At 60.3% G+C, this 25,701-nt stretch carries 26 protein-coding genes; 17 read left to right on the plus strand and 9 right to left on the minus strand.

The window, feature by feature from the left end:
• Window positions 1-56: 56 nt before the first annotated feature.
• Window positions 57-1,061: a zinc-ribbon domain-containing protein gene (locus AC0V6V_RS10570; protein WP_486165351.1), complete on the minus strand. Its 1,005-nt coding sequence runs from the start codon at window positions 1,059-1,061 to the stop codon at window positions 57-59.
• 154 nt (window positions 1,062-1,215) lie between these two features.
• On the opposite strand from AC0V6V_RS10570, the gene ftsE reads away from it, so the two are divergent.
• The 4 genes from ftsE to AC0V6V_RS10590 are packed head-to-tail and all read left to right on the plus strand — an operon-like array spanning window position 1,216 to window position 4,182.
• On the plus strand, window positions 1,216-1,950 hold the full coding sequence (gene ftsE / locus AC0V6V_RS10575) for a cell division ATP-binding protein FtsE (protein ID WP_486137454.1): 735 nt from the start codon (window positions 1,216-1,218) through the stop codon (window positions 1,948-1,950).
• Complete coding sequence (locus tag AC0V6V_RS10580; protein WP_486165352.1) at window positions 1,947-2,891, plus strand: cell division protein FtsX; 945 nt, start codon at window positions 1,947-1,949, stop codon at window positions 2,889-2,891. Before ftsE ends, AC0V6V_RS10580 begins: the two co-directional genes overlap by 4 nt.
• Window positions 2,888-3,433 (plus strand): YdcF family protein, encoded by a 546-nt coding sequence (locus AC0V6V_RS10585; protein WP_486165353.1) that lies wholly within the window; start codon window positions 2,888-2,890, stop codon window positions 3,431-3,433. The genes AC0V6V_RS10580 and AC0V6V_RS10585 overlap by 4 nt, the downstream gene beginning before the upstream one ends.
• Window positions 3,434-3,444: 11 nt before the next feature.
• Window positions 3,445-4,182, plus strand: coding sequence for a lysophospholipid acyltransferase family protein (locus tag AC0V6V_RS10590; protein WP_486165354.1), 738 nt, complete (start codon window positions 3,445-3,447; stop codon window positions 4,180-4,182).
• On the opposite strand, the gene AC0V6V_RS10595 is transcribed toward AC0V6V_RS10590, so the two are convergent.
• Complete coding sequence (locus AC0V6V_RS10595; protein WP_486165355.1) at window positions 4,130-5,032, minus strand: prephenate/arogenate dehydrogenase family protein; 903 nt, start codon at window positions 5,030-5,032, stop codon at window positions 4,130-4,132. The two genes, AC0V6V_RS10590 and AC0V6V_RS10595, sit on opposite strands and share 53 nt — an antisense overlap.
• Window positions 5,029-6,129, minus strand: a complete 1,101-nt coding sequence (gene hisC / locus AC0V6V_RS10600; protein WP_486165356.1) for a histidinol-phosphate transaminase — start codon at window positions 6,127-6,129, stop codon at window positions 5,029-5,031. Before hisC ends, AC0V6V_RS10595 begins: the two co-directional genes overlap by 4 nt.
• 84 nt (window positions 6,130-6,213) lie before the next feature.
• On the opposite strand from hisC, the gene metX reads away from it, so the two are divergent.
• Genes metX through metW form a run of 3 tightly spaced genes read left to right on the plus strand, consistent with a single transcriptional unit; the run spans window position 6,214 to window position 8,349 of the window.
• Window positions 6,214-7,341: a homoserine O-acetyltransferase MetX gene (gene metX, locus AC0V6V_RS10605; RefSeq protein WP_486165357.1), complete on the plus strand. Its 1,128-nt coding sequence runs from the start codon at window positions 6,214-6,216 to the stop codon at window positions 7,339-7,341.
• On the plus strand, window positions 7,334-7,765 hold the full coding sequence (locus AC0V6V_RS10610) for a GNAT family N-acetyltransferase (protein WP_486165358.1): 432 nt from the start codon (window positions 7,334-7,336) through the stop codon (window positions 7,763-7,765). The genes metX and AC0V6V_RS10610 overlap by 8 nt, the downstream gene beginning before the upstream one ends.
• Window positions 7,762-8,349 carry a methionine biosynthesis protein MetW gene (gene metW / locus AC0V6V_RS10615; protein ID WP_486165359.1) on the plus strand — a complete coding sequence of 196 codons (588 nt, stop codon included), beginning with the start codon at window positions 7,762-7,764 and terminating at the stop codon, window positions 8,347-8,349. Before AC0V6V_RS10610 ends, metW begins: the two co-directional genes overlap by 4 nt.
• Before the next feature lie 39 nt (window positions 8,350-8,388).
• Here metW and AC0V6V_RS10620 read toward each other — a convergent pair whose 3' ends face one another.
• Window positions 8,389-8,778, minus strand: coding sequence for a VOC family protein (locus AC0V6V_RS10620; RefSeq protein WP_486165360.1), 390 nt, complete (start codon window positions 8,776-8,778; stop codon window positions 8,389-8,391).
• Window positions 8,779-8,853: 75 nt separating this feature from the next.
• On the opposite strand from AC0V6V_RS10620, the gene AC0V6V_RS10625 reads away from it, so the two are divergent.
• The 5 genes from AC0V6V_RS10625 (at window position 8,854) to AC0V6V_RS10645 (ending at window position 13,498) form a co-directional block, all read left to right on the plus strand.
• Entirely contained in the window at window positions 8,854-9,237 is a 384-nt protein-coding gene (locus AC0V6V_RS10625; protein WP_486165361.1) for a hypothetical protein, read from the plus strand.
• 102 nt (window positions 9,238-9,339) lie between these two features.
• Window positions 9,340-9,789, plus strand: coding sequence for a hypothetical protein (locus AC0V6V_RS10630; protein ID WP_486165362.1), 450 nt, complete (start codon window positions 9,340-9,342; stop codon window positions 9,787-9,789).
• Between the two features lie 105 nt (window positions 9,790-9,894).
• Window positions 9,895-10,566, plus strand: coding sequence for a glutathione S-transferase family protein (locus tag AC0V6V_RS10635; protein WP_486165363.1), 672 nt, complete (start codon window positions 9,895-9,897; stop codon window positions 10,564-10,566).
• A gap of 149 nt (window positions 10,567-10,715) precedes the next feature.
• Window positions 10,716-11,117 carry a peptide-methionine (R)-S-oxide reductase MsrB gene (gene msrB / locus AC0V6V_RS10640; protein WP_486165364.1) on the plus strand — a complete coding sequence of 134 codons (402 nt, stop codon included), beginning with the start codon at window positions 10,716-10,718 and terminating at the stop codon, window positions 11,115-11,117.
• Between the two features lie 140 nt (window positions 11,118-11,257).
• Window positions 11,258-13,498, plus strand: coding sequence for a transglycosylase domain-containing protein (locus AC0V6V_RS10645; RefSeq protein WP_486165365.1), 2,241 nt, complete (start codon window positions 11,258-11,260; stop codon window positions 13,496-13,498).
• A gap of 157 nt (window positions 13,499-13,655) precedes the next feature.
• Here the strand turns inward: AC0V6V_RS10645 and AC0V6V_RS10650 are convergent, their stop codons facing one another.
• The 3 genes from AC0V6V_RS10650 to hflK form a co-directional block, all read right to left on the minus strand.
• Window positions 13,656-15,197 (minus strand): Do family serine endopeptidase, encoded by a 1,542-nt coding sequence (locus AC0V6V_RS10650; RefSeq protein ID WP_486165366.1) that lies wholly within the window; start codon window positions 15,195-15,197, stop codon window positions 13,656-13,658.
• Window positions 15,198-15,402: 205 nt separating this feature from the next.
• Window positions 15,403-16,245, minus strand: a complete 843-nt coding sequence (gene hflC, locus AC0V6V_RS10655; protein WP_486166086.1) for a protease modulator HflC — start codon at window positions 16,243-16,245, stop codon at window positions 15,403-15,405.
• A gap of 2 nt (window positions 16,246-16,247) precedes the next feature.
• A complete protein-coding gene (hflK, locus tag AC0V6V_RS10660) occupies window positions 16,248-17,354 on the minus strand; it encodes a protease modulator HflK (protein WP_486166087.1) in 1,107 nt (368 codons plus the stop codon).
• Window positions 17,355-17,532: 178 nt separating this feature from the next.
• Between hflK and AC0V6V_RS10665 the strand changes: the two genes are divergently transcribed.
• The 4 genes from AC0V6V_RS10665 (at window position 17,533) to AC0V6V_RS10680 (ending at window position 23,389) form a co-directional block, all read left to right on the plus strand.
• Window positions 17,533-18,534, plus strand: a complete 1,002-nt coding sequence (locus tag AC0V6V_RS10665) for an Mrp/NBP35 family ATP-binding protein (RefSeq protein WP_486165367.1) — start codon at window positions 17,533-17,535, stop codon at window positions 18,532-18,534.
• A 4-nt stretch (window positions 18,535-18,538) separates the two neighbouring features.
• Window positions 18,539-20,815, plus strand: coding sequence for a molybdopterin cofactor-binding domain-containing protein (locus AC0V6V_RS10670; protein ID WP_486165368.1), 2,277 nt, complete (start codon window positions 18,539-18,541; stop codon window positions 20,813-20,815).
• Between the two features lie 34 nt (window positions 20,816-20,849).
• Window positions 20,850-21,884 (plus strand): ferrochelatase, encoded by a 1,035-nt coding sequence (hemH, locus tag AC0V6V_RS10675; protein ID WP_486165369.1) that lies wholly within the window; start codon window positions 20,850-20,852, stop codon window positions 21,882-21,884.
• A gap of 89 nt (window positions 21,885-21,973) precedes the next feature.
• On the plus strand, window positions 21,974-23,389 hold the full coding sequence (locus AC0V6V_RS10680; RefSeq protein WP_486165370.1) for a cytochrome P450: 1,416 nt from the start codon (window positions 21,974-21,976) through the stop codon (window positions 23,387-23,389).
• Here the strand turns inward: AC0V6V_RS10680 and AC0V6V_RS10685 are convergent.
• Window positions 23,386-23,556 carry a DUF1674 domain-containing protein gene (locus AC0V6V_RS10685; protein WP_472644174.1) on the minus strand — a complete coding sequence of 57 codons (171 nt, stop codon included), beginning with the start codon at window positions 23,554-23,556 and terminating at the stop codon, window positions 23,386-23,388. The genes AC0V6V_RS10680 and AC0V6V_RS10685 overlap by 4 nt on opposite strands.
• A gap of 59 nt (window positions 23,557-23,615) precedes the next feature.
• Here AC0V6V_RS10685 and AC0V6V_RS10690 point away from each other — a divergent pair, with 59 nt between their 5' ends.
• Entirely contained in the window at window positions 23,616-24,866 is a 1,251-nt protein-coding gene (locus tag AC0V6V_RS10690) for an RsmB/NOP family class I SAM-dependent RNA methyltransferase (RefSeq protein ID WP_486165371.1), read from the plus strand.
• On the opposite strand, the gene AC0V6V_RS10695 is transcribed toward AC0V6V_RS10690, so the two are convergent.
• On the minus strand, window positions 24,867-25,697 hold the full coding sequence (locus tag AC0V6V_RS10695; protein ID WP_486165372.1) for a hypothetical protein: 831 nt from the start codon (window positions 25,695-25,697) through the stop codon (window positions 24,867-24,869).
• Between the last annotated feature and the right edge of the window lie 4 nt (window positions 25,698-25,701).

Here is a 25,701-nt window from a genome sequence, read left to right on the forward strand (position 1 = left end):
TATCGGCCACGGCAAGCACTTTGCTGTGTCGCGGCAAAATTGCATGGAAAATGCGCTTAGTTCGGAGCCCAGCCGATTTCCGCAAAGCGGGCGGTGGCGGGCACATCGGTGATCGCTTCGGTCACTGTCATGGTCTCGCCCGGGGCCAGCTGAGACTGGGGCGGGGCGACATTCCAATCGAACACGATCCGCTCTCGCTCATCGCGCAGGACGATGCGCAGTGAAGGCACGTCAACTGTTTCGCGCCCCGTGTTGGTGATGGTGCCGCGCGCGCGGAAAATCTCCGTGCCGCTAGGCAGGGTTTCGGTACGCTGCTCAGCGGCGGGGAAATCCAGCTCCAGGTCGGACTGCCCAATCCCGAACACAGGCCGATTGAACGGTGCCCAATCGGGCATGCCGTAATAATTCACAGCTACGATTGTGCCGCCGGCAAGCAATGCGAAAATCGCCGCGGCTGCCGTCCACATTTTGAGCGGGTTGCGGCGCGCGGTGAAAGGCGGGCGGTAATCAAAACGCGAGCCTTCGTCGCTGTCATATTCTTCTGCCTCAGCGGGCTCGTCGGCATCCTCTCTGCCATAGCTGCTCTCGCTGTAAGACACGGCTGGGCCGATATCGGCATTGGCGCTTTCTTCAGCAAAGTCCTCGGCGGCGTCACTTGGCACTGCTCGGTCATCGAACTCAGGCTCTTGGCCAAGCGGTGTGCGGTCTTGATGAATTGCCGAAGCGGCTGAGGCCGCCGCTGCGCTGACGGCGTCCGTTGCGGCAGCGGGGCGGTCGCTGGTGCGCCAATGGTTGATCGAAGGCGCGCTGGGCGCTTCGTCCGCATCTGCCTCAGGTTCTGGAGCAGGCGGTGGTGGAGCCGGAGGCGCAGCGGGTGGAGGTAGCGCCGGCTCGGCAACTGGCTCTGGCGCGGCGACCTCATCCTGCGGCGGCAAATCAAACACCGCCTCTTGAAACCAGCTGTGCTTGCACTTCGCGCAGCGCACAGTCCGCCCATCATCGCCAATGGCGTTGTCCGGGACAACATAGCGTGTGTTGCAGGCGGGGCAGGCTATAATCATGGTTAGTAAGGCAATACGCGCCCGTAAGTTGCGCACAAGTGCATCGGGGCCTTTGGGTCGCAAATGTTGGCTTTTTTCCACATTGATGCGCTTGTTTCGCGCGTTGAGCACTATGGGCTTTTCCCCTCGGCAGGCATCGGATAGGGGCATGGCTATGAATGAGCGCGCAGGCGATACGGTGAATTTCGACAATGTCGGGCTGCGTTATGGCACCGAGCCTGAGGTGCTGAGCGATCTCAGCTTCACGCTCTTCCCCGGCAGTTTCTACTTCCTCACTGGAGCCAGCGGGGCTGGTAAGACCAGCCTGCTTAAACTGCTCTACCTGGCTCAGCGTCCCTCACGCGGCGGCATCCGCATGTTCGGCAAGGACATGATCACTCTGCCGCGGGAGCAATTGCCGACCTATCGCAGACGGTTGGGCGTGGTGTTTCAGGACTTTCGCCTGGTAAAGCACCTAACCGCCTTCGATAATGTTGCATTGCCGCTGAGGCTGGCCGGTGTGCCGGAAAGCGAGCTGCAAAAGCCGGTCGATGATATGCTCGATTGGGTTGGGCTTTCGCACCGCGTGAAGGCTCGCCCCGCGACAATGTCTGGCGGAGAGCAGCAACGCGTTGCGATTGCGCGCGCGGTGATCGGGCGGCCCGATATGCTGATCGCTGATGAGCCAACCGGAAATGTGGATCCGGAAATGGCGCTCAAGCTGCTGCGACTGTTCGAGGCGTTGAACCGGCTTGGCACCACAGTTGTGGTCGCCACTCACGATGTGCACTTGCTCAAGAAAGTGCCAGAATCGCTGATTATGCGTCTCAATAAAGGCCGCCTTACTGATCCAACGGGCGCGCTCAAGTTTCCGCCGCGCAGCACTGGACCGATGGGGGCCAGGCAATGAGCACGCCGCCATTTGCAACAGAGCTGGCCGATAGCACGCCAGCAAAAGCGCCGGGGCGGCTGAAGGGCAGCGCCGCTGCGCTATTGGTGCCGCAGGCGCGGCTGTCTGGACCGATCCCTTGGGTGATTGCGATTATGATTGCTCTGGTCGTGATCGCAGCTGCTGGCGGGCTGGCCTTGAACAATCTCACGGGCAATGCTCGCGCTGAATTGTCAGGCGCGGTTACGATCCAAATCACTGAGGCGAATGAAACGCTGCGGAACCAGAAGGCGGCGACAGCGGCTGAAGTGCTTACCGCCCAAGACATCGTGGCGAGCCTTAGGGTGGTGCCAGAAGAAGAGCTGGATGAGATGCTACGCCCATGGCTGGGCGATGGCGCTGGCAGTCAGGATTTGCCGATTCCGGCGCTGATTGATGTGCAGTTGAACAGCGCCAGCGGGCCAGAGGAAATCGCGCGGCTGCAGGCGGCGCTTGATGCCGACGTGCCGGGCGCCCGCGTGGATGCGCAGTCAGACTGGCTGCAGCCGGTTTATTCGGCGCTGTCTTCGCTGCAATATCTGGCGCTTGCCCTGATCGCCTTGCTCACCTTTGCTTGCGCCGCAGCGGTTTGGCTGGCCGCTCGCAGCGCCTTTTCCAACCACCGGGAAACGGTTGAGATCATGCATTTGCTGGGCGGAACCGATGCTCAGATCACACGGATATTCCAGCGCTCAGTTGTGCGCGATGCGGCCTTTGGCGGGCTCGTGGGCTTAGGGCTGGGCGCGGGCGCGGTCTGGCTGCTCGGACGGCAATTTGCCGCTTTGGATAGCGGGATGGTCGCGGGCGGCGTTCTGGGTATGAGCGATTGGATCATCATCGCGCTTATCCCATTTGCGGGCGTTGCACTGGCCCTGGTAACTGGGCGTTACACCATTCTGATGGCCTTGCGGAGGATGCTGTGATCAAACGCATTCTTTCCGCGATCTTCCTTTTTTGGGCGATCGGGTTTCTGGCCTTCGCCACCACTCTGCCTCAACCATCACCGGTTGCTGGCGAGGCGGCAACGAAAACCGATGCGGTGATTGTGCCGACCGGCGGCGCAGGCCGGATCGCGCGCGGGCTGGAAGTGCTCGACAGCGGGGCGGCGGAAAAGATGCTGGTTAGCGGGGTCGACCGCGAGGTGAAACCGGCGGAATTCGCCGCCGAGTTCGCCGTTGCTGACGCGCGCATGGAATGCTGCGTCACGCTTGGTTTTGCGGCTGTTGATACGCGCAGCAATGCGTCTGAAACGGCGCAGTGGGTTAAAACCAACGAGATCAAATCTTTGCGGCTGGTCACAACCGATTGGCATATGCGGCGCGCGGCTGGCGAATTGTCGCGCAAGCTGCCCGACGGCGTCGTCGTGGTGCGCGATGCGGTGACCTCCAACCCCAGCCTTTCCAGCCTATTTCTTGAATATCACAAGCTGCTGGCGAGCTGGGCGGCGGGCGTGGTCAATCTCTAAAGAGCGTGGCGATGTTTAGGAGCCTTATCAGCGCGTTACGCAGCATGGTGTTCTATCCCGTGTTCTACGGGGTTAGCGCGATGCTGGTCGTGGCCGCTGTTTTGGCGCTGACTTTCCGGCAAGAGGCGCTGCGCGGCATTGTGCGGCGCTGGACCGATTGGCACCGCTGGTGCCTGCGCGTGATTGTTGGCATCACGGTTGAGGTCGAGGGCGAGCTCGCGACCGGACCCGTGCTTTATGTGATCAAGCATGAGAGCTTCTTTGAAGCGATTGACACACCCACATTGCTGCGCTGGCCTGCTGTGTTCACGAAGCGGGAGCTGTTCGACATTCCCGGCTGGGGCCGGGCTGCGATAATCTATGGCCTCATCCCGGTTTCCCGCGACGGCGGGGCCAGCGCTCTGCGCAAAATGCTAAACGCGGCGAAGGGGATGGTGGCGGAAGGACGACCCCTCGTGATCTTTCCAGAGGGCACCCGTGTGCCGCATGGTGAGAGCCCGCCAATGCGCGCGGGCTTTGCGGGCATCTACAAAATGGTCAAATTGCCGGTGGTGCCTGTCGCCGTGAACAGCGGGCCGCTTTACCATGGCTGGATCAAGCGCTCTGGAGTGATCACTTATAAGGTGGGTGAGATGGTCCCGCCCGGCCTACCGCGCGAAGAGGCAGAGCAGCGGGTTCATGAAGCGATGAATGCGCTCAATGATCCCGGCCAAAGTCTGGACTCTCATCGTCCTGACCTTCTTCAATAATCTTGCGCCGGATTGTCCGCGTTCGGCTAAACAATTCCTCCAGCGTTTCACCATCACCTGATCGGATCGCGCGCTGCAATGCGGTTAGGTCTTCGCTGAAACGCCCCAGCATTTCGAGCACGGCAGCCTTGTTGTTCAAGAACACATCGCGCCACATAACCGGATCGGATGCGGCGATCCGGGTGAAGTCGCGAAAACCACCGGCGGAATATTTGATCACTTCGCCGCGTGTCACCTCTTCCAGATCGCTGGCGGTGCCGACGATCGTGAAGGCGATGAGGTGCGGGATATGGCTGGTCACGGCCAGCACCAGATCGTGATGCTCGGCATCCATGATCTCGATCCGCGCGCCCAGCTTTGTCCAAAAGCCTTTGAGAGCCTCCAGAGCAGCCGCATCCGCGCCATCAGGCGGAGTGAGGATGCACCAGCGATTGGTGAACAGCGAGGCAAAGCCAGCCTCCGGCCCGCTCTGCTCGGTCCCGGCAACGGGGTGCGCGGGGATAATCGTGTGGCCGGGCAATGCTTCGGCGAGATCAGCCAGAACGCTGGTCTTGGAGGAGCCAACATCGCTGATGATCGCATCCGGCTTAAGCGCGCCAGCAAGAGCTTTTGCGGCGCTCGCCATCGCGCCGACAGGCACGCATAGAATAACGAGATCGGCGCTGCGCACGGCGTCTTCGGCGCTGTCACAAACTTGGCTGGTTAGGCTACGCTTGCGGGCGGCGTCGCGCACGGCGGGGTCCGCATCATAGCCGAAGGTTGTGATCTCTGGCGCATGTTCGCTCGCCGCGAGGCCGATAGAGCCGCCAAGCAGGCCAAGGCCGATGATGGCGACCGACTGAATGGTCATGCTGGCTCTCCGCATAGCGCGCGCAGAGTGGCGACAACCTCTTCCATATGCTCCTCGCTGCCAATCGTGATGCGCAGCGCATTGGGCAGGCCCTGGCCCGGCATGTGGCGCACGGCATATCCCGCTTCGCTGAGGGCTTGGAGCGCGCTTTCGGCGCTGACATCGCCTTCAAACAGGACGAGTGTAAAGTTCGCTTGGCTCGGGATCGCTCGCAGGCCGTGATTGCCAAGCGCGGCGATTGCTTCGTTCAGCTTCGCTCGGCCCGCGGCATTCACTTTGCGCGAGTTTGCAACGAATTGCTGGTCCGCCAAGGCCGCAATCGCGGCGTTTTGCCCTTGGGTTGAAACGTTGAAGGCCCCGCGCAAACGGTTGAGCGCATCAATCAGATTGGGCGCACCCGTTGCCCATCCGATCCGCAGACCGGCCAGTCCATAGGCTTTGGAGAATGTCCGCGTCACCAGTACATTGTTAGCGCTTGCTGCCAGCTCAAGGCCGCCATCGTCCATGTCGTCCTCGACATATTCGCCGTAGGCTTGGTCCAGCACCAGCAGCACGCTGGGCGGCAGGCCTGCATGCAGGCGGCGCACTTCGCCCTGGCCAATTGCGGTGCCGCCCGGATTGTTTGGATTGTCGAGTAGGACCACCTTGGTCTTGTCAGTGACGCCCTCAAGGATGTTATCGACCGATGCGACAAAATCATCATCCTCGACAAATACCGGTGCCGCGCCAATTTTGCGCGCGATCAGCGGGTAGAGCGAGAAGGAGTATTTTGAAAACAGCACCTCATCGCCCGGTCCCGCAAAGGCCTGGACCGCGCAGTGCAGCAGCTCTCCAGAACCGGTGCCGCAGACAATCTGGGCGGGGTCAATGCCGTGCAGCTTGCCAATCGCATTGGTTAGAGCAAGTGCGCCGGGATCAGGATAAAGCTCTGGATGGCCGGGTTCGCGCAGAGCTTCCAGCGCGGCCTTGCTGCACCCCAATGGGTTCTCATTGGCTGACAGTTTGATCAGTTCGCGCCCGTCGTCGGCCTTGGACTTGCCAGGCACATAGGCGCGGATTTCGTTGATCCAGGGCTTCAGTTCAGGTTGTGTCGGCATAGTAGCCGCGCGCATAACCGCTCTTGCTGATAAAAAACAGCGCAATTGACACTCGCGAGTTGCTCGCCCAATCCCCGCAGCCCAATGGCCACACCGCCCGCCTCTAAGAGCTTTGCGCTCCCCAATGATCTGCCGCTCGATTGCGGGCAGGCGCTGAGCAATGTGGAGATTGCGTATGAGAGCTATGGCGAGCTGGCGGCGGACAAATCCAACGCGGTTCTGATCTGCCATGCGCTGACCGGCGATCAATATTTAGCGAGCCCGCATCCCGTGACTGGCAAGCCCGGCTGGTGGGAGCGGATGGTCGGCCCGGGCAAACCAATCGACACAGACCGGTTTCACGTGATTTGCGCCAATGTTATCGGCAGCTGCATGGGCTCCACTGGGCCGATGAGCGACGGGCCAGATGGCAAGCCTTACGCCATGCGGTTTCCCGTCATCACCATTCGCGACATGGTGCGCGGGCTCGTTGCTCTACTCGATGGCATCGGCATTGAGCGGCTTCATACGGTGGTGGGCGGCTCAATGGGCGGGATGCAGGCGCTCAGCCTCGCTGCCAATTGGCCTGACCGGGCCGAGCGCGTGTTGGTGATTGCCTCAACCGCGCGGCATTCGGCGCAGAACATCGCCTTTCACGAGGTTGGCCGCCAAGCGATTATGGCTGATCCAGCGTGGCAGGACGGCGATTATTATGCCAGCGATACCTCGCCTGATAACGGCCTCGCCGTGGCGCGGATGGCGGCGCATATTACCTATCTTTCCGAAGAAGGCCTGACCGCGAAATTTGGCCGGCGCTTGCAAGACCGCTCTTCCAAAAGCTTCGGCTTTGATGCGGATTTTCAGGTGGAAAGCTATCTGCGCTATCAGGGCAGCGGCTTTACGCAGCGGTTCGATGCCAATTCCTACCTCTATATCACCCGCGCGATGGATTATTTCGACCTCGCAGAGGAGTTCGCGGACACGCCGGGCAGCGGCAAGCTGGCGGATGCTTTTGCCGGACATGCGATGGGTGAGGGCGCTCGTTTTTGCCTCGTCAGCTTCGACACTGATTGGCTCTACCCTACCGCGGAAAGCCGTCATATCGTTCATGGGCTGAACGCGGTTGGCGCGCCAGTGAGTTTCGTCGAACTCAGCGCACCCTATGGCCATGACAGTTTCCTGCTCCCACACGAGCCATTAGACCGTGTAATAAAAGGGTTTATCGATGGATGACTTGGTTTCACCATATGTTTTGGTGGAGGGAAGTAGCCAAATTGATGCTGCGGCTACCCATGCGTTTCTGTCCGAGGCCTACTGGTCAAAGAACATCCCATTGGGGACGGTGCAGCGCGCCATATCCAACAGCATATGCGTTGCTGTGCGGTTTGAAGACAGGCCGGTTGCGATGGCGCGCGTTATCACTGACCGTGCGACGTTCGCCTATCTCGCGGACGTTTACGTGGTTGAGGAACATCGCGGGAAAGGACTTTCGTCCAGTATGCTTGCGCGGCTTCATGATCATCCGGACCTTCAGGGCTTGAGGCGCTGGATGCTTATGACGCTAGATGCACAAGGACTGTATAAGCGGTTTGGTTGGCAGCCGCTTGCCAACCCGGAAATGGCGATGGAACTGCACAACCCTGCAGTTTACCAATGACTTTGCGGCCAGATCTTGAGGTCATTGCGGCTCATGTCGCCCCTGGCACCCGCGTGTTGGATGTGGGCTGCGGTGATGGCATGTTGCTGGCCGAGCTTCAGGCGCGCAGCAATGTAGATGCGCGGGGCATCGAAATTGATGCAGTGCGGGTGGAGAAAAGCGTCGCGCGCGGTCTGTCTGTGGTTCAGGGCGATGCGGATAGCGATCTTGCCAATTATCCAGACAAGGCGTTCGACTACGCCATCCTCAGCCAGACTTTGCAAACAGCAAAGCGGCCTGACCTGATGCTGGATGAGTTGCTGCGAGTTGGCACAAAGGCATTTGTCAGCTTTCCCAATTTTGCCCATTGGCGCACCCGCGCGGCGTTGATGTTTGGTGGGCGTATGCCGGTGACCAGCGCGCTGCCGCTAAGCTGGTATGAAACGCAAAACATCCACCATGTGACGATTGATGATTTTCGCGAATTGGCGCGGGCCAAAGGCGCGCGGATCGAGCGCAGCTGGTTCTTTGCGGGCGAAAAACAAATCGGCGCACCAGCAGCTAACTGGCGCGCCGAATTCGCTGTGTTTGAACTGAGCCGTTAGTTTCTTTTCGGCGCGGTTGGCCCGGTCAGTCAGAACTTATCATGGCCGATGGATGCCGCAGACCTTGTGGCCGTCTGGATCGGTGAAATAGCACAGGTTCATTGTGCCCATTGATCCGTTGCGCGGGCCGGGTGGGTCTTCGATGCTCGTGCCGCCATTGGCGACCGCGACATCATGCAATTCCTGGATCTGTTCCATCGAGCTGCACTTAAATCCGATTGTGAAGCCATTCGACGGGGTCACAGGCTCGCCATTGATGGGCTCGCTGACCGAGAACGTATCGCCATTATGGCTGTAAAACAGACGCGTTTGCCCCGTGTCGTTGACATGCGCCATTGGCTCACCAGCGCCGAGAACGCCGAGAACTTTGTTGTAGAACGCCTTTGACCGTTCAATATCGTTGGAACCGATCATGATGTGGTTAAGCATTGTGGGGTGTCTCCTCTGTGAGTCTCCACGAAGCTGGTAGCATGGCGTTCAGATTGATTGCTATAGGCAACTGGTATGAGCTCTCTTTCCCTATTCGCCGCTTTGCTGTTGGCGCAAGCTGGCCCTGCGGTCGCCCTCACATCTGTCGCTGATGAAACTGCTAGCGCCGCTAGTCTCTCCAGCGAGAACCGCGCGATTGTGCGCTGTTCAGCGGCGTTTTCACTGGTCGCTTATGGTCAGGCAAACGGCAATTCGGATGCGCAAAAATGGCCTGCAATGGGCGAGCGCGGGCGCGAGTTTTTCGTGCGCGCGCTGGCGGGACTGATGGATGAGACCGGGCTAAATCGCGATGGCGTGTCGCAATTGGTCTCGAAAGAAGCGCAGCGCCTTTGGGATACGGACACACTCAATGATGTGATGCCGGCCTGCCTGTTGATGCTGGAAACCTCAGGGGTTTAGCTGAGGCCGGCCCGTTTGGTGTGCTGTGCTCCCTTGGTTCAGGTTCAGGTCATTGAACATGAACTAATGCATGGGCAACCCAAATTTTCAGGAGGATTTTCCATGCGCGCTTTGCCTATTGCTGCCGCCGCTGTGTTGGCGCTCGCCACCCCGTCCATCGCCTTTGCGCAGGAGGCCGCAGATATCTCTCGGAGCAACGCGGAAAGCTCTCTCTCGCAATTGTCTGAGAAATTGTCCGACCCCGCGTTTCAGGATCAAACTGCCGTTTTGGCGCAAGTCCTTCTAGGCACAGTTCTGGAATTGCCGATCGGGCCGATGGCTGAGGCTTTGGACAAGGCCACCGGAGGCCAAGGTCCCGACATTGATCCCGACGCCCGCGTGAGAGACCTCGCGCCAGAGGCAGGCGAACTGCCTGAGCAATTATCGGATGAGCTGCCACGCGCGATGAATGCGATGAGCGGCATGGCAGAAGGCTTGGAGCTGATGCTGCCTGCTTTGCGCGATATGGCGGAGCGGATGAAGGGCGCATTGGATGAGGCGCGCGTACGCTAAAACGCGGCCCGCAGCTTGCAATCGCAGGTCGCAGGTTCGATTCACAAGACTTTACGCGAAATCCAGTGGACGCGGAGCCTGCGGTAAGGCATGAATCTAAGCGCTATGTACCGCCTTCACCAATTCCCCCTCTGCCCCTTCAGCCGTAAGGTTCGGCTGCTGATGGGCGAGAAGAATATCGCCTATGAATTGGTGCGCGAAGACCCGTGGGCGGCCTCTGACATGTTCTTCAATCTCAATCCCGCTGGCCGCACGCCAGTTCTGGTCGATGCAGAGCGCGAGATCGTGATCAGCGACAGCCGGGCGATCGCGGAATATTTCGAAGAAACCGTCGACACCGCGCCGATGATCAACGGCACGGCAACGGGCCGCGCGGAGATCCGCCGCCTGGTCGCTTTGTTTGACGAGAATTTCTACGCCGATGTCACTGCGCCGCTTTTGTCGGAGCGGATGAAGAAGCGGATTGTTCTGCGCCAGCCGCCGGACTCCAAGGTTCTGCGGGTGGCGATGAAGCTCGCTCATGGCCATTTGGACTATATGGATTGGCTGATCGACAATCGACCGTGGCTCGCCGGATCGACCATGAGCATGGCCGATCTTGCCGCCGCCGCGCAGTTATCGGTGGCCGACTATCTCGGCGGAATTGATTGGACCGGGCATGAGCAAACGCGCGGTTGGTACGCGGTATTCAAGAGCCGCCCGAGCTTCCGCCCGCTGCTGACTGAGCGGATGGATGTGATCAAGCCGCCTGCGCATTACGCGTTGGTCGATGGGTAGGAAAACGCGCGCTTACTCCCATATTTGGCAACAGACGGCCCAGAGGGCCGCAAGGCCGACTGGCCGCCCGCAGCGACGCGATCTTTGATCGTGTGAGCGAGGATAGCCAAGGGACCGGATGGTCCCGCCGGCGCCTGAGGAGAAAACAAATGACCGACCCCAAGACTACGACCGATGCCGAATGGCGCGAGAGGCTCTCGCCAGAGCAATATCATGTGCTGCGCGAAGCGGGCACAGAGCGGGCCTTCACCGGCGAATACGACAAGCATTTTGAAGAGGGCGAATACACCTGCGCTGGCTGCGGCACGGTGCTGTTTGCCAGCGATGCGAAATACAACAGCGGATGCGGCTGGCCTGCGTTCACGAAACCTGCCGATGCTGAAACCGTCGAGGAAAAGCGCGATGTGTCGCACGGCATGATCCGTACAGAGGTGCTGTGTTCCGCATGCGGCGGGCACCTGGGCCATGTCTTTCCCGACGGTCCGCCAGAGGCAGGGGGCATGCGCTATTGCATCAACTCCGCCAGCTTGGATTTCGCCGCGGACGATTAAGGCGTTTCGCAGCAATAACCCGTTTTGGAGGCAGGCTGCATTGCGAATATTGTTCACGCCGGGTTAGGACAGACCCATGCAGGTCAATTGCGGGTGAAAACGCGCGATTTTGGGCGCGAAAAGGATAGGCCAAGCCGGTAATGTCGAAACGGGGAAACCAACTGCAAAACAAAGGCAAGCGCGGCAGTCGCCGCGCCGCCGCTGAGCGTGCGGGTGGGTCCAAGCGGTCGAGCAGCAAGGGCAAAGTCAAATCGGCCAAGGATGCCAAGCCGCCATCTGCGTTTCGCAAATGGCTCAAGCGGATTGTCCTATGGGGCGGCGGGGTCGCGGTTCTCGGCGTGATCTTCCTCGCCGTTGCGGTTGGTTTTGCCGCACGCGAACTCCCGAGTTTTTACCAGCTGAAAGCAACCCAGAACGCGCAAACCATTCTGGTGCGCGCGCGCGATGGGACAGAGATTGTCGAGCTAGGCCCAAGTTTCGGCGAATGGCTGGCCTATGAAGAAATCCCGGAAAATATGACCAATGCCATGATCGCGGTGGAGGATCGCCGCTATCATTCGCATTACGGGATCGATCCGATCCGCCTGACCGGCGCGATTATCGAAGGCGTCACTGGCTCCAGAGCGCGGCTGGGCGGCACGTCCACCATCACTCAGCAGCTGGCCCGAAACCTGTTCCTCAATTCCAACCGCACCGTCGACCGCAAGGCGCGCGAGGCTGTGCTGGCGATGGCACTGGAATGGAAGTTTTCAAAAGAGCAAATTCTCGAGCTTTACCTCAACAAGGTCTATTTCGGCGGCGGTGCCTACGGCATCGACAGCGCCAGCCGCAAATTCTTCAGCCACCCGGCCAAAGAGCTGAGCGTGGCAGAGGCCTCGATCATCGCAGGTCTTGTAAAGGCGCCGAGCCGCTATTCGCCGACCGCCGATGTGCAGGCCGCCGTTGACCGCGCGCAAACCGTGCTGCGCTTGATGAATGAGCAGGGCTATATCACCTCTGAGGAAGCCTCGGTTGATGTGAGCGCGGTGAATTTGCGCCAGCAGAGCGGGCAGAACTCGGTGCGATATTTCACCGATTGGGCTCTGCCTCAGCTCGATTTGCTGCTGCCAGAAACTTATGAGCCGATTGAGGTTTGGACGACGCTGGATGTGGGTATGCAGCGGGCGGCAACCGCTTCGATTGATGCGAACACGCCTGACGGTGCTCAGGGCGCTCTGGTCAGCCTCGACCGAGACGGCGCGATCCTGGCGATGGTTGGCGGCACGGACTATGTCGAAAGCAATTACAACCGCGCGACCAATGCCATGCGCCAGCCCGGGTCCTCGTGGAAATTGTTCGTCTATCTCGCCGCGCTAGAGGCCGGATACACCCCGGATGACCGTGTCGTTGACACCCCGGTTACCATTGACGGCTGGACCCCGCGCAATTCCAACGGCCGCAATGTCGGCGAGACGAGCCTGCGAACCAGCTTTGCCTTTTCGATCAACACGGTTGCGGCGCAATTGGGCAATGAGGTTGGTTTTGGCACTGTCGCCTCCATGGCGCGCCGGTTTGGTGTCACGACGCCAATCTCCACTTTCCCGTCGATGGTGCTGGGTTCGTCGGAAGTCCGCCTGATCGATATGACCCGTGCTTTCGCGGCTGTCTCCGCGCGCGGAAAGGCCATCGAGCCTTACGGCATCTTGCGCGTGACGAGCGCGAATGGCGAGGTGATTTACAAGCATGAGAAGGCGACTGAGACGACTTTGGTGCCGGATTATGTCGCCGCTGGCATCACGGATCTGCTTCAAAGCGCGGTCGCGACCGGCACAGGCCGCGCGGCGCAGATTGGTCGCCCGGTTGCAGGCAAGACCGGCACCACCAGCTCTAACAAGGATGGCTGGTTTGTCGGCTTTTCGTCTGGCGTTACCACCGGCGTCTGGATGGGCCGCGATGATGCGAAGCGTGTGTCGGGCCTTCAGGGTGGCCGCGCACCGGCGCAGGCGTTCGCCGCCTACATGCGCTATGCGGTGAAGGATCGCCCGGTTGAGAAGTTTGATACGGACCTCAACCTGCCCGAATGGCAGCTCGAGCCGGATGACGAGTTCCTCTATGGCGATCCGGACGATTATTACTTCATCGATGAGCAGGGCAATCTGGTCGAGCCGGGACGGCGCGAGGCAGAGAGTGACGTGCCGTTCGGTATTGAGGGCGAGCGCACGCATCCGAGCGGCCCGCAAGAGCCGCCTCAGGCCGCGAGCGATGATTTCCTAGAGCAGGCCACAGGGCAGAATCTGCCGCTTGATCCGGGGGCACCGGGAGATGTGCCGAGGCGTGATCCCCCGCCGCCACCACCGCGGCAAGATCGCACGGGGCAAGAGGGTCTGACCTCTATCAATTAGTGATGGTGCGGTGTGTTGCGGCGCAAGTCGCGGCAATCCGCGTGCACTCTATTGGCTATCGCCCGCTGCTATCGCCCACTTTCTTTCCGCCACTACGAAAAGAGGCGCCGCGGTCTGCCCGCAGCGCCTCTCTCTTTGATCGATTTGTCTGCTCAGATCAGCGCAGGCGCACCGGCAGGTAACGCGCTGGCTGGCCCGGACGCTGCATGCGCAGCAGCAGGGCATCACGGTCATCAGCCTCAGCCTGAGTGATGATCTCGCGCAGATCGTCCACGCTGGAGATATCCTGATAGTTCGCGGACAGAATGATATCGCGCCGGCGCAGGCCTTTCCGGCCAGCGTCGGAATTTGGATCGACTGCGGTGATTGCCACCCCGGTCGTGCCTTCTTCTGCGCGCAGCTGACGGACGATCTCAGGGGTCAAGTCAACAACCTGAAGCCCGAGTTTCTCTTCGATGAAGCCATCGGAGTCGCCTGGCGTCATTTGAGCATCATCGTCATCTTCGCTGAACATCTGCTGTTGACGAAGCTCGTCCTCGGTTGGACGCTTGCCCACGGTCGCGTTGACAGTGCGGCGCTGGCCATCACGCAGCAGCTCAATCGGGATGCGTGTGCCGGGAGAGATATTGGCGACGAGGAACGACAACGTCTGTTCGTTAGTCACGTCCTTGCCGTCAATTTTCAGGACTACATCACCCGCACGGATTCCCGCGACGTCCGCTGCGGCGTCATCCTGCACACTTTGGACGAACTCGCCGCGATTGCGTGGAAGCCCGAGCGAGTCGGCCAGATCGTCAGTGATGGGCTGAATGCTGACGCCCAGGAAACCGCGCTCAATTTCTTGACCGCTCTTAAGCTGCTCGACGATTGGAACAGCGACCTCGGCAGGGATGGCAAAACCGATCCCGACACTTCCGCCGGTTGGCGAGAAAATCGCATTGTTGATGCCGATTACATTGCCTTGCATGTCGAACAAGGGACCGCCGGAATTGCCGCGGTTGATGCTGGCATCGGTCTGGATGTAGCGATCATACGCGCCGCCGCCGGTGTTGCGCAGCACCGCGGAAACAATGCCGCTGGTCACTGTTCCGCCAAGGCCGAACGGGTTACCGATTGCAACGACCCAGTCGCCGACTCGCGCTTCAGCGGAATTGCCGAACTTCACGAATGGGAAGTCATTGCTTGATTGGATTTTGAGCACCGCCAGATCGGACGCGGCATCGGCGCCCACCAATTCAGCCTCATATTCCGTGCCATCAGGCATAGTGATGGTGATCTCTTCCAGTGTCGCCCGCTCGTTTGGGGCGACGACGTGGTTGTTAGTGACCACAAAGCCATCAGCTGAAATGATAAAGCCCGAACCCAGCGATTGCGCCTCGCGGGTTTGCGGCTGTGCTTGACCATTGCTGCCGCCGCGGCGGCGGTTGAACAGGTCAGCAAAAGGCGTGCCTTGGAACGGGTTGCGGCTTTGCACCTCGACCCGCTGACGGGTGGCGATGTTGACCACCGCTGGCTGCAATTGCTCGGTGAGATCGGCAAAACTGGCCGGGGCACCTGCGCGGGGGACCACTTGGCTCATCACCCGGTCATCATTTTGCGCAACTTGTGCGCCAGCAGGCTGGCCGGTCACCAGCGAAATTGTCGCGCCGCCCACAAGCAGCGCACTCGTCAGTCCATAAACATAACGCACTTTGTTCACGTCCTCTCGTTCCTTTTACAAGTTTGCGCTTAGCACGCCCTCATGAATACGAGCGAGCACGCTAAACAGTTACGCCCCTACAATGGCCCAAGACGCACTTAACGCAGTTTGAACGACAAATGTAGTCGGTCAGACCCGCTAGGCGGTTCGTCGGAAGTCGGCCGATTCCCGGTGCAACGCGGCATCAGGCAATCGGCCGAGGGTACTATTGCCCGCGAAACTCGCGGAAATACTCATTGTCTTCCGACAGGACCATCGAGCTGTCGCCCTTACCGTCGATAAAGGTCCGGCGATAACTCTCCATCGCGCGGTAGAAGTTGTAGAAGCTTGGATCCTTGCCATAGGCCGCAGCATAGGTGTTCGCAGCATCAGCCTCCGCCTCAGCGCGAATGATCTGAGCATTCTTGCGGCCTTGCGCGCGGATTGTCGCGGCTTCTTCCTGACGGTCCGACTGCATCCGGGTAAAGGCTGCTTGCAATGGTGTACCCTCAGGCAAATCGGCCGCTTTGATGCGAACGTCGATGATTTGCACACCGTATTGGCGAGCCTGAGCATCAAGCTTGTCGCGGATATTGTTCATTGCATTGCCACGCTCTGCGGTCAGCAGGCTGGCGAAGGTGCGGCGCCCCAATTCCTGACGCAGAACCGAGGTCAGGATTGGCGACAATTGTGAACGCAAGCGGTTTTCATCGCCCGCGCTCTGAACCATCGTCACCGGTTGGATTATCCGGAACCGCGCATAGGCGTTCACCTGCAGACGTTGCTGGTCGCTGGTGAGCACTTGCTGGTTATCCATGTCGAGGTCGAGGACGCGGCGCTCCACCATCTGCACCCGATCAACGAATGGAATGCGGTACCACAGGCCCGCCTTCGTATCGCCAAACGGTACGTCTGGACGGAAGATATTCACCACCGAATGCGGTTCACCCGTGCGGATGATAACCGCTTGCTTGCTCTCTGGGACGATGAACAGACTGGAGGCAGTAGCCACCAGCAACACGCCGAGTGCGATGAAGGCGAAGCGATACTTTTGCCAAGTTGCATCCATGATCATTGCCCCCCTTGCGGTGCGGGTTGCGCCGGTGTGGCAGTTTGCGCGGCGTTTGAGCGGCGCTGCACTTCACTCAGCGGTAGGTAAGAGGTGACCCCATCGGCTTCGATGATGGTCTTGTCGGTGTTCGCCAGAACAGCCTCCATGGTCTCATAGTAAAGCCGGCGGCGGGTAACCTCTGGGGCAAGGCGATACTCGCCATAGATCTGGTTAAACTCTGCCGCATCACCTTCTGCGCGGGCCAGCAATTGCTGGGCATAGCGGCGGGCCTGGTTGATTTCCTGCTCTGCGTTCTGCTGCGCAGCGAGCACGTCGTTAAATGCCTCGATCACCTGCTCTGGCGGGTCGGCTTTGTCGATCTCGATACCTTGGACCGCAATGCCGGAGCCATAGGCATCCAAAATGGTTTGCATCCGGGTCAGGACGTTTTGCTCAATGTCTGCCCGGCCTTCACCGGAGATCACAGCATCCAGCGTCATCTCCGCCACAGAAGACCGCATGGCGGTTTCCGCCGCCTCTTGAACCGTCTCAATTGGCTCAGCGAGCTGGAATTCAAACTGCGTCAGATCCTTGATGTTCCAACGAATGAGATAGCTCAGATCGACGAGGTTTTGGTCGCCGGTCAGGATCAACTTCTTCGGCACATCAACAGATCGGATTTCGCTGACGTCCTCGGCCTTCACCTGCTGGATTGGCCAGGGCAGGGTGAATTCAGTGCCGGGATTGAGCGTTTCAGAATATTTGCCGCCGAACCAGGTTACGACCGCTTGCTCGCGCGGTTGGATAAAGTGGACGCTGGTCGCGAACAGCCAGATTGCGCCGATGCCAACCGCGATGATTGGTAGCCAGCTCTTGCCGCCCTGCCGCTCTGGCAGCCGGAATTTGGGTCCGCCCGGTCCGCCGCCGCCGCCGCGATTGGGGCCTTCTGGCCCGCGGTTCTTGAAAATATCTTCGATGCTGGCGGAACGGCGCCCACCGTCCTTTGAACCGTCGCCGCCGCCCGGCAGCCACGGGTTGCGCGGTCCGCCGCCTTTGTCACCGTCGCCCGCGTCATTGCCGCCATCGTCGCCGCCGCCTGAACCCCAAGGGTTCTTCTTGCCAGCCATCGCCAAGCCGATTGCGCCAAGGCCATCGGTCCCCTCATCAGAGGGGCGCGAAACGAAACGTTTTTTCAAACCGTCAAAAATTCTCATATGCCTTTTATAGGGTGCCCTTTTGTGAAAAACAGGCCCTATGCAAAAACAAGGATTACGTGGGCGATTTTGCTGCTAGAGGCGTGTCACCATGAGCGAGCCTAAAAACGCCACCGATGATCAAGAGCGATTGCTGAACGCTATCAAGGCGCAGGCCGGCGATGACCTCGCGCAGCGCATCACTTCCGCCCGAATGGTTGCAGGCCGCGCTGTCGTGGTGGTGGAAGCGACCGGGCTTTCTGGCGGCGAACGCAAAGGTGCAGAGCAGCAGATCGAGGCTGCTCTGGGCCCGCTGGAAGGGGTCAGCGAAGTTCGCGTTGCCCTGATGGGAGAGCGGGTGAAGCGCCGGATTGTCGCGGTGGGCTCGGGCAAAGGCGGGGTGGGGAAGTCGACGCTGACGGCCAATCTTGCCATCGCGCTTGCCGCATTGGGCCACAAGGTTGGCGTGATCGATGCAGATATTTACGGACCTTCTCAGCCCAAACTGCTCGGCACCGAAGGCGAGAAACCGGTTGCTGAGAACGAGCAATTGATCCCGCTCGACAGCCCGCATGGCCTCAAAATGCTATCCATGGGCAACCTTGCGAAACCGGCGCAGGCGCTCGCATGGCGCGGTCCGATGGTTGGCAATGCGCTCACCCAATTGGTTGAGGGCGATTGGGGTGACACCGAATTGCTGCTCATCGACTTGCCGCCGGGCACTGGCGATGTGCAACTCTCGATGCTGCAAAAGCATAAGCCCGATGGCGCAGTGCTGGTATCTACCCCTCAAGATCTGGCGCTCATTGATGCCGCGCGCGCTGGCCAGCTGTTTGAAACCGGCAAGGTTCCGATCATCGGTCTGGTTGAGAATATGGCCGGTTATGCCTGCCCGCATTGCGGAGAAATGAGCGATCCGTTTGGCAAGGGCGGGTTTGAAACTTTGGCTCAGCGGCTCGACATTCCATTCCTAGGCCGTATTCCGCTCAGCATGGATGTGAGAGTGGCGGGCGACAAAGGCAGCAATCTGGTCGCGACAGACAGCGACACTGGGGCTGCCTTCCGCTTGATCGCGCAGCAGCTCGCCAGCTGGCTAGAGCAAGAGGCAGGCTAGCGCGATGGAGCTGACACGCCGCGGATTGCTCACCGGTGCTGCCGTTGGCGGCGGATTGGTGGTTGCCTGGTGGCTCTATCCGCGCACCTTTCCCAGCCCGCTGATCCCGAGCGAGGGCGAGCATGTGTTTGATGCTTGGCTCAAGATCGCTGAGGATGGGGTGGTGACTGTGGCGGTGCCTCAGCTTGAAATGGGCCAGGGTATCACAACTCTTTTGCCGCAGATTGTGGCGCAAGAACTCGGTGCCGACTGGCGGCAGATTGCGGTCGAACCGGCTCCGGTTAGCGGCGCCTATGCCAACATCCCGCTCGCACGCAAATGGTCGGCGCTGTGGGATGGCTGGGGCCAGGGCCTCTCTGAAATGAGCGATGAGTTTCTGGCCGCGAAATTTGCTCGCGATGGCCGCTTTTCCGCCACGGCGGATGGCACCAGCATCGCCGCCTTTGAGGAACCGTGCCGATACGCCGCGGCTGCCGCAAGGGCTATGCTGGCGCAGGCCGCTGCGGATCGCTGGGATGCCTCATGGGAGCAATGCGTCGTCGAAAACGGCTTCGTTCGCTACGGCGAGGAGCGCGTGACCTTTGGCGAGCTTGCGGCCGAGGCAGCGACCAAGGAAGCACCCGATCCGCCGCCTTTGCAAACCACGGCTCCTGGCGAGAAGCCAGTCGTCGGCGAGGACGTAGCGCCGCTGGCCTTTCCGCGCATTGATATGCCGTCAAAGGTCGACGGCACGCATCAGTTTGCCGCTGACGTGCGCCTGCCCGGTATGCTCTACGCGGCGATCCGCCATGGCCCGGTGGATGGCGCCACGCTGACCGGCTTTGACAAGCGCCGCAGGCGCGGGGTCATCAGCGTGATCGAAGGCAAGCGCTGGCTTGCCGCAGTCGCCAGCAATTGGTGGGCGGCGCAGCGCGGGCTCGCCGCGATGAAGCCGCAATTCGCAGCCGAGTTTCCCGCCGATAGCGGCGCTATTGCGGCCCGGCTTGAGACGATGGTAACCGGCGGCGATTCCTTCCGCATCGCCACTGAGGGCTTTGGCGAGGAGGGGATCAGCAGGATTGATTTCGCCCGCCAGTACGAGGTTGAGGCCGCGATCCCCGCCCCGCTGGAGACCGCGAGCGCAACTGCCAGATATGAAGACGGCACGCTGGAGCTGTGGATGGCGACCCAAGCGCCAGAGAGCGCCCGTATTGCTGCGGCGCGCGCCATCGGAATTCAACCAGAAGATGTCGTCCTGTATCCCATGCCGGCGGGCGGCAGTTTTGATCGGCGCCTGGAAAATGATCACGCCATTGAAATTGCGCTCATCGCCCGAGAGCTGGCCGAGAGCCACGGCGCGCCTGTGCAATTGGTCTGGTCGCGGCGTGAGGAGATATTGCAGTCGCGTCCGCGCACTCCTGCCTCGATGCTGCTCGGCACGCAGCTGTCGCCGGATGGATCGGGCCGCATCGATGGCCTGCGCACCCGGATCGCTTGTCCGCCGAGCAATCTGGAATTTGGCAAAAGGCTGTTTGAAAACTTCACCCCATCCGCCGCGATGCGCGAAACGGCCGGCGCGAAAGACGCTCTTGCCTGTGAAGGCGCGGTGCCCGCCTATGCCATCCCTAGTGTGATTGTCGATCATGTGCCGACAGAGATTGGCCTGCCAACCGGGCGGATGCGCGGCAATGCGCATTGCTACACCGCCTTTGCGACCGAGAGCTTGATCGACGAGATCGCCGCTGAGCACTCTCGCGAGCCGCTGTCATACCGTATCGCTATGCTGGGCAAGGATGTGCGGCTGGCGGCCTGCTTGCAGCGCGCGGCCCAGATGGCGGAATGGGACGGCGGGGCCGATCAAAGCGGGCAAGGGCTGGCTTGCCACCGGATCGGCGATGCGACTACCGGCGGGCGGATCGCTTGCATCGCCACCGCGCGAGCTGGCGAAGGCGGCGTGCGCGTAACGCGGCTGACGGCGGCGGTGGATATCGGGCGGATCATCAACCTCGACATCGCGCGCCAGCAAATCGAGGGCGGCCTGATCTTTGGTATCGGCCTCGCTCTGGGCGCGCCGATCCGTTACTCCGAAGGCATGCCGACGGCGCTCGATATGGACGAGCTTGGCCTGCCAGCATTGGCCGATTGCCCGGAGATCGAGGTTGAGTTTATCGCCAATGAAGCCGCCCCTGCTGACCCGGGTGAATTGGGCGCAGCGGTTGCCGCTCCAGCGATTGCGAATGCATTGTTTTCGGCCACGGGCTTGAGACTTCGCCGCCTGCCCCTACTTTCAGGCGGTATATGATTGCTCAGCAACGCCTTTTTAGCGCCAAACGCTCATGACTTGGCAGCCTCAGCTCCTGCCCAATGACCATCCGCCGGTCTCCAGCGGATCGGTTGGCGTGCTCATGATCAACCTGGGCACACCAGAGGCGCCGACCCCCAGTGCGGTGAAAACCTATCTTAAGCAGTTCCTCTCGGACCGGCGCGTTATCGAAATTCCGGCATTGCTGTGGCAGCCATTGCTGCGCGGGGTCATCCTCAACACCAGGCCAAAGAAAAGCGCCGAGGCCTATTCGAAGGTCTGGACGGAGCGCGGTTCACCGCTCGCCGATATCACCGCGCGCCAATCAGAGGCAATTGCTGGGAAAATGGGTGAGAATGTGCAGGTCGAATACGCTATGCGTTACGGCTCGCCGTCGATCGAAGAGCGCTTGCGGAAACTGACCGAGGCGGGCTGTGACCGAATTCTGATCGCACCGCTCTATCCGCAATATTGCGCCGCGACGACTGCGACCGTTTTTGACGAGGTCGCGCGGGTGCTGGGTGAGATGCGCTGGCAACCGGCCTTGCGGTTTTTGCCGCCTTATCACGATGATCCGGCCTATCTCGATGCGCTGGCAGAAGATTTGACGCGGCAGGTGGAGGCTTTGACGTTCAAGCCTGAGGTGCTGCTGCTATCGTTCCACGGAATGCCGATGCGCACGCTGGAGCTGGGCGATCCCTATCATTGCCATTGCCACAAAAGCGCGCGGCTGCTGCGAGAGCGCTTGGAAGGTCTGCCGCAGTTTGCTGGTGTCCGGTTTGAGACGAGCTTTCAGTCCCGCTTTGGCCCGGCCCAATGGCTCGAGCCTGCGACCGACGACACGCTGACCAAAGAAGGCGAGCAGGGGACGAAGCGCATCGCGGTGGCTGCCCCTGGGTTCTCGGCTGATTGCGTCGAGACGTTGGAAGAACTCGCGCTTGAAGGGGCAGAGATTTTTGAGGAAGCAGGCGGCGAAGATTACGCTGTGCTCGATTGCCTCAACACCAGCGCGTCTGGGCTCACTTTGCTCGAAAGCATGGTGAAGCGCGAGCTCGGCGGCTGGATTTAGAACGCCTTAGCAGATCACTCTGGATTTGGCGTCCTTCGCTGCTTACAGTGAAGTAAGTTGTAAATCCGAACCTGATCAAGGATGCGCTAATGGCCACGCTCGCCGATACAAACGCCGCCGCTGAAAAAGCGCAAGAGACGCCGCCGTCGCATTGGACTGAAGGCAATCCAGAACCAAAAGAACTGGCGCATATCCCCGGCGACGCTGGCTGGCCGGTGGTGGGCAACACATTCAAAATGCTGGCCGACCCCCACGCCTTCACCAGCAATATGGTTGAAACCCATGGCCGGGTTTATAAGAACCGCGCCTTTGGCGGCTGGAATGTCGCTTTGGTCGGCGCAGAGGCCAATGAGCTGGTACTGTTCAACAAAGAAAAGATCTTTTCCAGCGAGCAGGGCTGGGGCCCGGTCCTCGATCAATTGTTCCCGCGCGGGCTGATGCTGCTTGATTTCGATCATCACCGGATTGATCGGCGAGCGCTTTCGATTGCGTTTAAGCCTGGGCCAATGCGGCATTATTCCGGCGCGCTGAACAAAGGCATGTCGGCTGAGGTCGCAAGCTGGGCGGGCAAGATGGAGTTTTATCCGGCGATCAAGAAACTGACGCTGGATTTGGCGGCTGACAGCTTCATCGGGATCGAATGGGGGCCAGAGGCCGACAAGATCAACGAGGCTTTTGTTGATATGGTGCAGGCATCGGTCGCGCCAGTCCGATCACCGCTGCCCTTCACCAAGATGAAAAAGGGTGTCGATGGCCGCGCCTTCCTGGTCGATTATTTCACCAAGGAAACGCATCGCCGCCGGGCCGAGGGCGGCGGGCAGGACATGTTCAGCCAGTTCGCCACCGCCACCCGCGAAGATGGGTCTTTGCTGCCGGTCGACGAGGTGGTCGACCACATGAACTTCTTGATGATGGCCGCGCACGACACGATCACATCAAGCGCGACCTCACTGGTCTATCTGCTGGCCAAAAATCCAGAATGGCAGGCGAAGCTGCGCGATGAGATTATCGCTGTCACGGGCGGGCCGGACGGCTCGGGCGAGCCGCGTCCGCTTGATTATGATGATATAGGCAAGCTTGAGCTGACCGAGATGGCGTTCAAGGAATCCTTGCGGATCATGCCGCCGGTCCCTTCAATGCCGCGCCGCGCGCTGAAGAGCTTTGACTATGGCGGCTATCGCATCCCCGCCGGAACGCCGGTGGGCATCAACATCTATTGGACGCACCACAGCACCGACTATTGGGATGATCCCTACACCTTCGACCCGATGCGCTTTACGCCAGACCAGGTAAAGGCGCGGCATAAATACGCTTGGGTGCCGTTTGGCGGCGGCGCGCATATGTGCCTCGGTCTGCACTTTGCTTACATGCAGGTGAAGGTCCTGATCGCGCAGATATTGCAGCGCTATGAGATCGTGGTTGAAGAAGGCTACGACCCTGACTGGCAGGCTTGGCCGATCCCTCAGCCTAAAGACGGTCTGAAAGTGGAATTCAAAGCACTTTAAAAATCCCAGGCGATGCCTTCGCGTTCCCAATCGCCATAGCGAGTCGGCGATAGTTCGCGCGGCTCGTCCTTCAGCGGATCGACCGCTTTGGGCTTTGGCACGGGGTCATTGCCCCAATGCGCAGGCTTGGTGAAATTCTTCGCAGCTTCTGATTTTTGTTTTGTCATCGCATATTAGAAATGCGCGAGCTGGCACTTAGTTTCAAGTGCGGCTATTCGCCTGAGCCATGCCAAGTATTTCTGGACTTCCCGCGCGCCGCGCTGCGCTGCAAATGCTCGACGCTGTATTGCGGCGCGGCGAAACTTTGGAGCAGGCCGAGGGCGCTGCCACTCGCAAGCTGCACACCGGCGAGGATAAGGCGCTGGCCCGAGCAATTGTCAGCGAGGCGCTGCGCTGGCTGGTTGATTTTGACGCGCTGATCGACAGCGCGACCAAGAAGCGGCTGGCCGACGATGTGAAAGTGCGCAGCGTTCTGCGCCTGATGCTGGCTCAGGCCTTGCGGCTGAACACGCCGCCCCATGCGGTAATTGCGACGGGTCTGCCGCTGCTGTCTGGCGGTCCGCGCCGGCTCGCGCATGGTGTCTTTTCCGCTTTGATCAAACGAGAGCTGACCCTGCCAGATGCGCCAAGCCTGCCTAAGCGAGCGCTTGAGCGATGGGGCGAGCGAGCTGCTGAGATAGCGCCAGGATTGGCCGATCCTCCTGAGCTTGATCTTCGGCTGAAGAATCCGGCCAGCACCGCGGAACAAGCGGTGGCTATGGGCGGGGTCAGCCTTGCGCCGGGCCATATCCGCTTGCCGCGCGGAACCTCGGTCGAGAAATTGCCCGGCTTTGCGGATGGCAATTGGTGGGTGCAGGATTTGGCGGCGCAATTGCCTGCGCATCTGCTTGGGAACGATGAAGGTCGCCACGCGCTCGACCTGTGCGCTGCGCCGGGCGGCAAGACCATGCAACTGGCCGCGCAAGGCTGGAATGTGACCGCGCTGGATATCAGCAAGCGGCGGCTTGGCTTGCTCAAGGACAATTTGAAACGCACCGGGCTGAAGGCTTCTCCCGTGCGGGCAGACGCGGCCAAGTGGGAGCCAAAGCATCACTATGATGCGATCCTGCTAGATGCGCCGTGCACCGCGACCGGCACCTGCCGCCGGCACCCCGATGTGCTCCACCGCATTGGCGGCGCTCAGATTGAAGAGATGACCAGCCTGCAGATCATGCTGATCGAGCGGGCTGCGCAGTGGCTGAAGCCCGGCGGTCAGCTGATATACGCGGTGTGCTCGTTGGAGCCAGAAGAGGGCGAAGCTCAAGCTCGCCGCATTGCGGAAGAGCACGGTCTAAAGGTGGTGCCAGTGACCGCGGCGGAATTGCCCGATGGCATTGAGCCAAGCGAAGAGGGCCACGTCCGCACGCATCCCGGCATGCTCTCTGATCAGGGCGGGGTCGATGGGTTCTTTATCGGTCGCTTCGAGAAACCCGAATAATCAGACTTCGGCCCATGTCATTTTTAGCACCGCGCAAGACCGGCCAAGTTGGCTGACGCGGAGCACTGCTGATGTGCCTTGCTGCTTTTCAATCGCGATCGAAATCTCCGTACCCAGCTCGATATAGCGGTGCATGTCCATCTCACCCTGAGTGATCCGTATAGCGGCCCCATTGCACAGTAGGCTTACCGCCTGCCGCGCCAATTCGGAGAGATGTGGTGCGTTCACATGGTCACCGGACCCACTGAAAAAGGGATGACCGGGCATCAAGCCGTTCTGTTTGGTCACCAGCGCTTTGGTCATGGGGCCATCTGGACCTTCTACCAAGGTTCCAATCAAGGGTGGCTCGGGCTCAGTAAGCCCCAACAGTTCGCGTGTTGCATAATCGAACCGCACCGAGGCGGGCGCATCTTGCTTGGCCGAGGCTTTCGAGCCCTCGCGCCATTTCTCAAAATTGCGGGTTCTAAAGACCACGCCCTTGCCGCCGATGCGCGTGATTAGCCGGTCCTGCGCATCGAACAGCTGAGTGGTGAACGCCAGCTCGCCGTCCTCTCCGCTCAGCGCAAAGACGCCGCGCGCCGCCTGACCTGCATCAAGCTCGCCCAGCGCCCAATCCGTCCAGGTTAGTGCGCTCCATTTGCTGTCATCGCGTGTGCCCAGAGCGGCGGTGGCCCCAACGCTGGTCCAGAAATTCTGGGTCTGGATGACGAGCGGATGCTGCGCAGGCAGAGCAAGCCAAGGCCATTCGGCCTCATCTTGCGAACACTCAAACGCGACCGAGCCGTCGCTCAGGATCTTATGATTGGCGGTGTAAGACCGGGTCAGCTGCATTGTT

The sequence above is a fragment of the Erythrobacter sp. S249 genome (genome assembly GCF_057364975.1).